Origin of the sequence: Pseudomonas sp. (assembly GCF_030696055.1) — a bacterium.
Lineage (GTDB): Bacteria > Pseudomonadota > Gammaproteobacteria > Pseudomonadales > Pseudomonadaceae > Aquipseudomonas.
Genome location: NZ_JAUYNP010000168.1, coordinates 1 through 10,276 on the forward strand (window position 1 = coordinate 1; position 10,276 = coordinate 10,276).

Below are 10,276 nucleotides of genomic sequence, written 5' to 3' on the forward strand. Positions count from 1 at the left end.
TGATCCGCGACAACTACCGGATGAACCACCTCGACGAGGTCAACCAGACCTTCGGCCTGACCAGCCTGTTTGAGACCGACCCGGCCAGCGTCTACCGCCAGCACGCCAACCGGCTGAAGAACGACGGTCTGTAACTCGTACCTCGGGGGTCGCTTGCGGCCCCCTTTCCCCTGCCCAGTGGATTAAGAGCGCCTGTGAAAAAATTCCTGCTGCTATCGCCCCTGCTGTTCGCCGCCTGCGTCGCCCTGTCGCTCTATCTGTATCCCCTGGCTGGAGCCATCGACCTGCCTGCCGCTGCAAGCGGCGCAACACATGCAGCCATCGTTCCAGCCCCGCCTGCGAGCCTGGCGGCAGCCGACCAGGCGGTTCGGCCTGGGCCGATCAAGCCGCTGCCAGCCTCGTTCGACGGCACCGAGGTAGACGGCGTATTTCGCCTGGATGAGGCGGGCAACCTGCTGATCAGCGAATATATCCGGCGGATTTTCGATTACTTCCTCGCCGCCTTCGGCGAAGAGCCGCTGCGCACCAGCGTCGAACGACTGCAGGCCTATATTGCCCAGCAACTGCCAGAGCCGGCCCGCGGGCAGGCCCTGGCCTTGCTCGAGCAATACCTCGACTACAAACGTCAGCTGGTGCTGCTGGAGCGCGATCTGCCGCAACTGGCCGATCTGGAGGCCTTACGCCAACGCGAGCTGGCGGTGCAGGCCCTGCGCGGGCGCATTTTCGACAGTGAAACCCAGCAGGCCTTCTTTGCCCGCGAGCAAGCCTATAACCAGTTCAGCCTGCAGCGCTTGGCCATAGTGCAGAACAGCAAGCTGGATGACGCCGGCAAAGCCGCGGCGATCGACCAGCTGCGCGATAGCCTGCCCGCCGAGCTGCAGGACAGCGTATTGCCGCAACTGCAAAACCAGCTGCGCCAGCAGACCGCCCAGTTGCAGGCCGCCGGCGCCAACCCCGGGCAGATCCGCCAGTTGCGCCAACAACTGGTCGGCGCCGAAGCCACCGCACGCCTGGAAGCCCTCGATCAGCAGCGGCACAACTGGACCCAGCGCATCGAGCGCTATCGAGCGGAGAAAGCCTTTATCGAAGCCAATCAGGGCATGAGTGCCAGCGACAAGACTGCCGCCATCGCCCAACTGGCCGCCGACCACTTCGATAAGCGCGAACGCCTGCGCCTTCCGGCGGCCGAGCAGCTGGCGATCGCGCGCAACACGGCAAGCAACCCCTGAAACGCACAAGGCCCGCTAAATGCGTAATGCCGTTCACTTAAGCCAAGTGAACGGCATATTTGTAGCCCGGATGAAATCCGGGGAAGCCTGCCCCCTGCAAATCCGCTCCCGGATTGCATCCGGGCTACGCTCTGGCCGCCGCGCGCAGCAACCCCTGAAATGCATAAGGCCCGCAAACTGCGGGCCTTATGCACTAAGCAGGCAGTTAGCCGGCGATGCGCCGATCCAGCGACAGCTTGCCGGCGCCTTCGATCAATACCGCCAGGCTGATCGCCAGCAAGGCCAGGGCATACTCGTAACCGTTGTTGCTGATAAAGAAACCGCTGGCCAGGTGCACGCTGAAAATCGCCACCAACATGGTCAGCGCCAGCACCGCCGCCGCCGGACGGGCCAGCAAGCCGATGATCAGCGCCAGGCCACCGAAGAACTCGGCGCTACCGGCCAGCAGAGCCAACAGGTAACCCGGGGCCAGGCCGATGCTTTCCATCCACTGGCCGACGCCCGCCAGGCCATAGCCGCCAAACCAACCGAACAGCTTCTGCGCGCCGTGGGCAGCAAAGGTCAGGCCGGCAATGATGCGCAACAGGGACAGGCCATAGCCTGCTTGGGTACTAACCAGGGATTTGATCGAAGCGTTCATCTGCAGCAGTCCTTGTGGGGGAGAAGATGGACGCAAGATTAAATCAACCAACAGATAATAAAAGCCGATTAAATCGCTTAAAAATATCTAATTAATCAATATTAATGCGACGCGCCAAAACCTAAGGTTCCAATAGATAGCGCTCGCGCTCATAGGCCAAATAGTACTTGTTGACGCTATTCACATAGCTGACCACCCCCATGCCCAGCTGCTCCATGGCCACTCGCTCGACCTGAAAGAACCACTGATTGGGGTTCAAGCCACGTCTGCGGGCCTCGGCGCGCAGGCTTTGCACCCGCTGCGGGCCCATGTTGTAAGCGGCCAGGACGAAGGCCAGGCGCTCGCGTTCGTTAAGCTGAGGGCTATTGAAGAAGTTGCGGCGAATCATCGCCAGGTACTTGGCGGCGGCCTGCACGTTGTTGTTCAGCACGCCAATATTGCCGACCCCGACACTCCTGGCCGCCGCCGGGGTGATCTGCATCAGGCCGGTGGCCCCACCCGCGCCACGCGCCCTGGGATTGAGCGTCGACTCCTTGAAGGCCACGGCCGCCAGGGCCAACCAGTCGAAGTCATGCTGCGCGGCATAGCGCTGCAACACCGGACGCACCTGCTCCAGGCGTCGGCGCTCGGCACGTCCGAGCGGATAATGCACTTTGTACAGGCGCCGATAGACCCGCTGAAAGGCCGCGTCCTGGTCGGCCGGCTCGTGGTAGCCCTTGAGAAAGCGATCGATGCTGGCGCCCAGCATGGTCGCATCGCGGTGCAGGTACCAGCGCATGTCGCCATCCTTGGCCAGGACCAGCTGGGGTTCCAGACGCAGCCTGGGCATCACCTTGGCCCAACGCTGGGCGATCGGCAGCTCCACCGCGGTCATGCTGAAAATCCCGGCCTGAACCATTTCCAGCACATCCTCGACGGCCAGGCTGGGGTCGACCCACTCGATCACAATAGGCGAGCGCTTGCCTGCGATCAGGCGCTGGTTGATCTTGCGCAGCGCCTCGCCGGCCACGCTGCCGGCCGGCAACGCCAGGCTGCGCCCGGACATCTGTTCCAGGCTGCGATAGCGCCTATCACCCTGGCGCGCCACTATGATCAGCGGCACATCGCTGCGCAGCGCGGCGCTGGCCCTGAGGTTGCCTCCCGGAGGTTTATTCAGCAGCTCACCCGGGGCCACCAGGTCGCCCTCGCCGCGCTGCAGGGCTGCCAGCAGCTGGTCCTTGGCCTTGGGAATCAGCTTCAGCTTGAGGGTCTTGCCATCTTTGCCGGTGCGATTGAGGTATTGCTCGAAGGCCCGCAGGCGTTGGTATTCCACGCCTATGCTCTGCCCCCTGACCATCCCCGAACTGTTGCGGCTCTGATTGACCAGCACGCGTAACTCGCCGCTGCCACGGATACTCGCCAGGTCCCGCACCGCCCCTGCCGGCGCGCGTTGCCCAGGGCCCGCCACGCGCGCGTCTGCCGCCCAAGGCAGCAGCAACCAGCAGAGCAACAGCAGGGCTCGGGACATCGAGACTCCAAGGCAAGGTTGACCTGCGCCAAAGGGCAGCAGATCCATTAATAGGTCAGTATGAGTGCCACGATCATGCTCGGGTTCCCTGCACGCGCGGGGCGCGGAGGTTGGCACAGCCGGCGGCGCGATGCCAGCCGCAGCTCTCAACAAGGATTAGATATAAAGCCTAAACACTTGTATTTATTGGTTTTATTTACAAACAAAAAGCTCTGTTATGCTGCCCGATCAAATCAGCAGGTAGCACCATGCAACTCATCGACATCGGCGTCAATCTGACCCACCCCAGCTTTGCCCAGCAGCGCGAAGCCCTGCTCGCCCGTGCCTATGCCGCGGGCGTTGCGCAAATGCTGGTCACCGGCACCAGCTTGGCGGAGAGCCAACATGCCTTGGAACTCTGCCTGCAGCTGGATGCAACGGGCCAACGGCTGTTCAGCACCGCCGGCGTGCACCCCCACGATGCCAGCAGCTGGAACTCAGGCAGCCACAGCCAGCTCAAGGCACTGCTGTGCGAAGAGCGGGTGCGCGCGGTCGGCGAATGCGGCCTGGACTTCAATCGCGATTTCTCGCCACGGCCGCAGCAGGAGAAAGCCCTCGAGCAGCAACTGGCCCTGGCGGTGGAGTTGCAGTTGCCGGTGTTCCTCCACGAGCGCGATGCCGATGAGCGCCTGCTGGCGATTCTGCGCGACTTCCGCGATCAGTTGCCGGCCGCCGTGGTGCACTGCTTTACCGGGGAGAAACGCGCGCTGTTCAACTACCTCGACCTGGACCTGCATATCGGCATCACCGGCTGGATCTGCGATGAACGGCGCGGCAGCCACCTGCATCCGCTGGTCAAGGAAATCCCCGCGGGACGCTTGATGCTGGAAAGCGACTCGCCCTTTCTGCTGCCGCGCAGCCTGCGGCCCAAGCCGAAGAGCGGGCGCAACGAGCCGGCCTTTCTTCCCGAGGTACTGCGCGAGGTGGCGCTGCATCGCGGCGAAAGCCAGGAGCAACTGGCGCAGCACAGCAGCGCCTGCGCTCGGGCCTTCTTCGGCCTGCCCGAGATCGCCGAGACTTAGGCTCTGTTGACAAATGTAGGCCAGGCAGCCGCGTAAACGGCCGCCTAAACTCCCTGCAAAACGTCCGAGGATTTGCAGCATGGCCAGACACCGCCCCAACCTGCTGACCTGGCAATGGCGCGGCTACGCCGCCAACCACCGCAACCCGATCAACCTGATCCTGCACCTGGTCGCCGTGCCGCTGTTTATCCTGGCCAGCGCCGTGTTGCTGTCCGCCCTGCTCCAACTCCGCGTGCTACCGCTGATCCTGAGCGTGTTCGGCCTGCTCGCCGCCCTCGCGCTGCAGGCCCATGGCCACCGCCTGGAGGCCAAGGCCCAGGAGCCGTTCAGCGACACGGCCGACGCCGTGCAACGGCTGTTGCTCGAGCAGTTCTTCACCTTCCCGCGCTTCCTCCTCAACGGCGGCTGGTGGAAGGCCTGGAAAACCCGTCAGCGGCATTGAGCACAATGCTGCCGCCGGGCCGGCTCAGAACCTGTTCAGGATCGTCGCGAGCGCAGGTCAGGCAAGGCGCTACGCCAGTAACAGCCTCCGGCTGGTCAAGCAGGCGAGGACGCGGAGTTTACGAGTTGTAAATGAGCAGTACTCGCTCCGCTCGCCCTTACGGGTCGCCCTTCGAGCGTTCAGTGCCAAGCCACTGTCCGAGCCTGTTTTCAACGCAGCATGAGCAAGCGCAGCAGATATTGAACAGGTTCTTAGCCGAACACCGCCACCGTCTGCCGACTAATCGCCAGCAGCTCGCCACCCGGCGCCCACAGCGCGGCGGCGATATGCCCATAGCCGTCGCGGGCATGTTCGATCTCGGCGCGGTACAGGCACCAGTCCAGCGTGCTCAACTCGACCATGGGCTGAACGAACTCGATGGTCCAGGTCAGCGAACTGCCCGGCGCCGGCGCGTTCAGGTGAGGCAGCACGGCCGGCGGCCAGGCATCCACCAAGGCCAGCAGATGGGCCTCGTTGACGGGTTCGGCGGCACTATCATCGCGCAAGCGCACCCAGCCCCCCATCTCCCGCGACTGGTTATTGGTGAAGGGCATGCCGCCGAAGGCCCAGCGCATGGCCAGGAAACGGGTGAATTCCGGGGTAACCTTGGCGATATAGGGCAGCTCCTGGCAGTCCTGCACAGCTTTGGCCTGCGGCGCCGCGGCGGCCGCCACGCTGATGCGCGAATCCCGCCCGCTGCCGAAACTGCCCTGCACCAGGGTCACTACCTGGCCATTCTGCACGGCACGGCCGAGCACCTGGCTGACCGCCTTGCCTTCGCGCAGCACCTCGACCTGGAAACTCACCGGCACATCCGGCTCGGCCGGGCCGACAAAGGTAATCGCCAGCGAACGCGGCGGCCGCCCTGCCGGTACCTGGGCGCGCATGGCCTCATACACCAAGGCCGCCATCAGGCCACCAAAGCTCGCGCGACCCTGTCCCCAGAAAGCAGGAATGACCACGGCTTGCGGATTATTACGCACCGCCTGGAGCAACTCGGAAAAACCCATAAGCACCTCGAGACCTAAAGACTCGGGAGATCTTAGGGTAAAGTCGCTCGGCCATGACAAGGCATTTACGCCAATTAATCGGCAATACGGAGACTTTTCGGCCAAATCAGTGATTGGCCATAGAAAAGTCTTCTAGGAGTTTCTCCAGCGCCTGATCCGCCTGCTGCTCGGCGGCCTGCAGGGCCTGCCGCCAGGCGGGCACGCAAGGCTGCAAATCGAGCTCGAGTTCGGCACGCACCAGCCATTGCCAGTGATCGTGCCAGTCACCCAAGGCTGTCTGGGCCTGCTTCAACCGACCCAGGCTGTCGCCCCCACTGCCGGCCAAGGCTGGGTAGGCTTCGCCGGCGTAACGCAGCCGCTTGATCAACAGGCGCAGACGATGGCGGTCGTGCGCCGGATCGGCCAGGGCCTGCAGCAGCTGCCTGCGCTGCTTGCCCAGGCGCCGTTTGACCCGTTTCCTCAGACCCGCCAGCTCCCCCGCCGACTCGGCCTGGCACCAGAGTGCCGGCCAGGCATCCAGCGCAGCCAACAGGCGGTCCAACTGCTGGTTGCTCAGCAAGGCGGCGTAGCCCTGACGCAACAAGGCCTGGCGCGACTGCGCGGGCTGCTGCAGCCCCTGGGCCTGCAGATAAGCCGTCAGCACCTCGAGGTCGCGCAAGGGGCCGCTAAGCCGGCCCAACTCGGCGGCGCGCTGCTGTACCTCGGCGCAGGCGGGGAGCTGCTGCAGGGGGCGCAGCAGACTGCGCAGCTGGCGCAAGGCGATCCGCAGGTCATGCAAGGCCTCGCGGTCGGTCGCCGCCAGCAGGCGCTCGCGGCAGGCCAACAGCCTGATCTGCAGGCGCAGCAGCTGGGTCAGTAGATCCTCGGCCAAGCCATGCATCGCCTTACTCCTGTGCAGTAGCCGCCCAGCTTACGCGCACTAAATCAGCCGCACGCAAGAACTCGCAGGCCGTTGCGCCATTACTGCTCGGCGCGGGTAAAGCGCCAGGGCAAGGCGCGGCGCAAGACCTGCAGATGCTGACGCAATTGCGCCACCGAGGCCGTTTGTCCGGCATAGCGCTGCGCCTCGAAGGCGGCGGCGAACGCCCGAATGGCCTGCGCCTGAGCCGGCAAGGCCTGGGCGGCGCGTTCGGCATAATCACGCGGGCCCTCCCCCGGCTGGCGGGTAATGGCGTGCCGCGCCAGTAGCTGCTCGAAACGGCGGAACAGGCGCCGCTGCACATCGCGCTCGCGCTGCCAGGGTTTGAACAGCCAGAGCGACAGCAAGCCGAGCAACAGGGCGCCACCGCCGACCAGGCTCAGCGCCAGGGACTGGGCATCGATACGGCCCAACCAGCGCTGCAGAAAGGCCAGCTGCTGCGCACTCTGATAACCCAGCACCCAGCGCTGCCAACCATAATTGAGGTTGTCCCAGCCCAGACGCAGCTGGTTCAGCCAGCTCAGCTGGCGGTAGCGCAAGGGCGACAGCGGCGAGCCCTCGAGAAAGCTGTGCTCGGCGCTCAAGGCCTCCTCCAGGCCCATCTCGATCCTCTCCGGGGCGACCTGAAAGGTCGGGTCGACGCTGACCCAGCCGCGTCCCGCCTGCCAGTACTCGACCCAGGCATGGGCGTCGAACTGGCGCACCTGCACATAGTTGCCCGCCGGATTGAATTCACCGCCCTGGTAACCGGCCACCACCCGTGCCGGAATCCCGGCGGCGCGCAACACAAAGGTCATGGCCCCGGCGTAGTGGGCGCAGAAGCCACTGCGGGTGACGAAGAGGAAATCGTCGATATTGTTCACTCCCAGCGCGGGCGGGCGCAGGGTATAGGCGAAGGGCTGGCGATTGAAATGCTGGAGCAGGGCCTGCACCAACTGCTCGGGCTGCGGGTGCGAGCGCTTGAGTTCGGCAGCCCAGGCCCGGCTGCGCGGCTCGCCTTGGGCCGGCAGTTGCAGGTTATGGCGTAAAGCAACACTGACCTGCTTGGGTTCACGCAACGCCTGCGGCCAGGAGGTGACTTGGTAGAGCAGAGAACGCTGCACCGGCGCGCGCCGCTGCAGACGAAAGTCGCTCATCAGCTGAGTCTGCTCCAGGCTGGTTTCGGCCACATCCAGCCCGAACAGCCAGCGCTGCGCACTGGGCTGCATGACGATGCTGTAATGCAGCGCCTCACCGCGCTTCTCCCAGGCCGGTGCGAGGGTCTGCTGGGTAAAGCTGGACTGCGACCAACGCTGGCCATCGAACTGTTCCAGAGTCAGGGCACGCCAGTACAGCTCACTGCGCGGCGGGGTCTGGCCGTCGAAACTGGCGCGAAAGGCCAGCGCCGGCGAACGGCTCAACTCGGCGATATCCGCCGGGGTCATGCTGTCGGACAAGCCGCTAGTGGCCTTGTTATTCGGTGTGGGCAACGACCACAACGGGCCCAGACGCGGAAAGAAGATAAATAACAGCAACATCAGCGGCAGTGCCTGCAGCAGCAGACCGCCGGCCAGACGCGCCGTTGGCCAAGGCTGGGTGGCCAGGCCACTCTGCTGCAGGCCAATCATCGCGGCCAATAACGCGGTGACCGGCAACAGGCTGAACAGCGCCATCGGCATGCTGTCATCGAACAGATAAGCGGTCACCACTGCGAAGAAGCCGAGGAAGATCAGCACCAGGGCATCACGCTTGCTGCGCATCTCCACAAGCTTCAGGACGAAGGCGGCGATCAGCAGCACCACCCCGGCATCCAGGCCAACCAGGCTGCCACGGGAGAACAGCACGCCAACCACCGCGGCCAGCATCAGCCCGGCCTTGGCCCAGGCGTTGGGGTAACGTGCGCGCATGCGGAAGATCTGAATCCGCCAGCCGGCGCAACCCAACCACAGGGCGATGACCCACGACGGCAGATGCCCCAGATGGGGCATGATCACCAGGGCCTGGGCGACCAGCAGCCAGGTCAGGCTGATGCGCGGAATCACGCTGATCCGGCTCATGCTGGCTGACCGAATAGCGCCAGGGCACGCAGGCAGGCCTCGCAGTGCTGCTCACCGCTGTCAACCGGCAGCTCGCAGCCCGGCAAGCTCAGGGCGAAGGGCTGCTGGCGGGTGGACAGCTGCAACACCCAGTGGCACAGCAAGGACAGCCGCGCCTCGGCATCACCAGCCAGAGCATCGAAATCCAGGTGCAGGTCACGGCCGCTGATCGAGGCGAAGTCCTTGACCAGCAGACCCTGGCCGCGGGAGTAGGCCTTCCAGTGCAGGCGACGCTTGGAGTCGCCGGGCTGGTAGGCTTTCAGCCCCTGATAGTCGTCCACGCCCTGGCCATGGGGGCGGCTGCCCTCCTCGTCCTGATCGTCGCTGGCCCCTGCCGTCAACGGCAGCTCCCCCGCTATCGGCCGCGGATAGACCAGCACCGCCAGATCCAGATCGACCCAACTCCAGGCCACCAGAATGCCCAGGGGAAAACGGCTCTCCACCCGCAAGCGCCCAGGGCGCAGCCAGCCGCGCTGCAGCGCCGGCAGGGTCAACAAGCACTCGCTAAGGCCCAGGGCGCTGACATCCTGGGTCTGCAACTGGGCTGGCGGCCAACCCAGGCTGATCGCCTGGTGGGCCCGTGCGCTGCTTTCCAGGCGCACGCGAAAACCGGCCTGCTCGCCGACGAACACCGCCGGCGTGCTACCGGCCTTGAGGATCAGCCCGGCCAGATTGCGGTAGGTATGCAGGATGGCGACCACAAACACCGCGGCCAGCATAAAGGTCAGGCCATAGGCCAAGCTGTTCTGGTAATTGATGGCCGCCAGCAGCATCAACAGCAGCGCCAACATAAAAGCGCCGCCGACCCGGCTGGGGATAATAAAAATCCGCCGTTGGTTCAAACGCACACTGGCGGCAGCGGGAATGCGCCTGACCAGCCAGCGATCCCAGCGCGACTTGAGCAGGGCGATCAAAGCGCCGGCACCTCGCGCAGCAGCCACTGCACCAGGCTGCCGCCGCCATGCCCGGCAGGATCGGCGCGCTCACGCAGGCGATGGCTGACCACCGAGGGCAGCACCGCCTGCACATCCTCGGGAATCACATAATCGCGCCCGTCCAGGAAGGCCCAAGCCCGCGCCGCCGCCAGCAAGGCCAGGCTGGCCCGTGGCGACAGGCCCCAGGCGAACTGCGGCTGGCTGCGGGTGGCCTCGACCAGGCGCAGCACATAGTCGACCAGGGCATCGCTGGCGCGCACTTTCGGCACCTCGGCCTGGATCAGCGCCAACTCACTGTGGTCGAGCAGCGGCTCCAGGCGCGGCAACAGCGAGCGCCGCGAATCGCCCATCAGCAGGGCTTTTTCCGCCGCCTTGCCCGGATAGCCCTGGGACAGGCGCATCAGGTGGCGGTCCAACTG

At 64.9% G+C, this 10,276-nt stretch carries 10 protein-coding genes and 1 pseudogene; 4 read left to right on the forward strand and 7 right to left on the reverse strand.

Going from position 1 to position 10,276, the window contains the following annotated elements:
- Nucleotides 1-134 (forward strand): annotated as a pseudogene (locus Q8Q83_RS09935) (lipase); the annotation flags it as partial.
- Between the two features lie 60 nt (nucleotides 135-194).
- Complete coding sequence (locus Q8Q83_RS09940; RefSeq protein ID WP_305623305.1) at nucleotides 195-1,229, forward strand: lipase secretion chaperone; 1,035 nt, start codon at nucleotides 195-197, stop codon at nucleotides 1,227-1,229.
- A 205-nt stretch (nucleotides 1,230-1,434) separates the two neighbouring features.
- On the opposite strand, the gene Q8Q83_RS09945 is transcribed toward Q8Q83_RS09940, so the two are convergent.
- Together Q8Q83_RS09945 and Q8Q83_RS09950 are read right to left on the reverse strand one after the other, a co-directional pair.
- Nucleotides 1,435-1,869, reverse strand: coding sequence for a DoxX family protein (locus Q8Q83_RS09945; protein WP_305623307.1), 435 nt, complete (start codon nucleotides 1,867-1,869; stop codon nucleotides 1,435-1,437).
- A gap of 121 nt (nucleotides 1,870-1,990) precedes the next feature.
- Nucleotides 1,991-3,376 (reverse strand): transglycosylase SLT domain-containing protein, encoded by a 1,386-nt coding sequence (locus Q8Q83_RS09950; RefSeq protein ID WP_305623309.1) that lies wholly within the window; start codon nucleotides 3,374-3,376, stop codon nucleotides 1,991-1,993.
- Nucleotides 3,377-3,624: 248 nt separating this feature from the next.
- Here Q8Q83_RS09950 and Q8Q83_RS09955 point away from each other — a divergent pair, with 248 nt between their 5' ends.
- Complete coding sequence (locus Q8Q83_RS09955; RefSeq protein ID WP_305623311.1) at nucleotides 3,625-4,437, forward strand: TatD family hydrolase; 813 nt, start codon at nucleotides 3,625-3,627, stop codon at nucleotides 4,435-4,437.
- A 79-nt stretch (nucleotides 4,438-4,516) separates the two neighbouring features.
- Nucleotides 4,517-4,879 carry an Mpo1-like protein gene (locus tag Q8Q83_RS09960; protein ID WP_305623312.1) on the forward strand — a complete coding sequence of 121 codons (363 nt, stop codon included), beginning with the start codon at nucleotides 4,517-4,519 and terminating at the stop codon, nucleotides 4,877-4,879.
- 251 nt (nucleotides 4,880-5,130) lie between these two features.
- On the opposite strand, the gene Q8Q83_RS09965 is transcribed toward Q8Q83_RS09960, so the two are convergent.
- The 5 genes from Q8Q83_RS09965 to Q8Q83_RS09985 all read right to left on the reverse strand — a co-directional run.
- Complete coding sequence (locus tag Q8Q83_RS09965) at nucleotides 5,131-5,928, reverse strand: acyl-CoA thioesterase II (protein ID WP_305623314.1); 798 nt, start codon at nucleotides 5,926-5,928, stop codon at nucleotides 5,131-5,133.
- A gap of 106 nt (nucleotides 5,929-6,034) precedes the next feature.
- Entirely contained in the window at nucleotides 6,035-6,808 is a 774-nt protein-coding gene (locus Q8Q83_RS09970) for a CHAD domain-containing protein (protein ID WP_305623315.1), read from the reverse strand.
- A gap of 80 nt (nucleotides 6,809-6,888) precedes the next feature.
- Entirely contained in the window at nucleotides 6,889-8,883 is a 1,995-nt protein-coding gene (locus Q8Q83_RS09975) for a DUF3488 and transglutaminase-like domain-containing protein (protein WP_305623317.1), read from the reverse strand.
- Complete coding sequence (locus Q8Q83_RS09980) at nucleotides 8,880-9,836, reverse strand: DUF58 domain-containing protein (RefSeq protein WP_305623319.1); 957 nt, start codon at nucleotides 9,834-9,836, stop codon at nucleotides 8,880-8,882. Before Q8Q83_RS09980 ends, Q8Q83_RS09975 begins: the two co-directional genes overlap by 4 nt.
- A partial coding sequence (locus Q8Q83_RS09985) for a MoxR family ATPase (protein WP_305623321.1) occupies nucleotides 9,833-10,276 on the reverse strand: 444 nt, incomplete at its 5' end. The genes Q8Q83_RS09980 and Q8Q83_RS09985, both read right to left, overlap by 4 nt.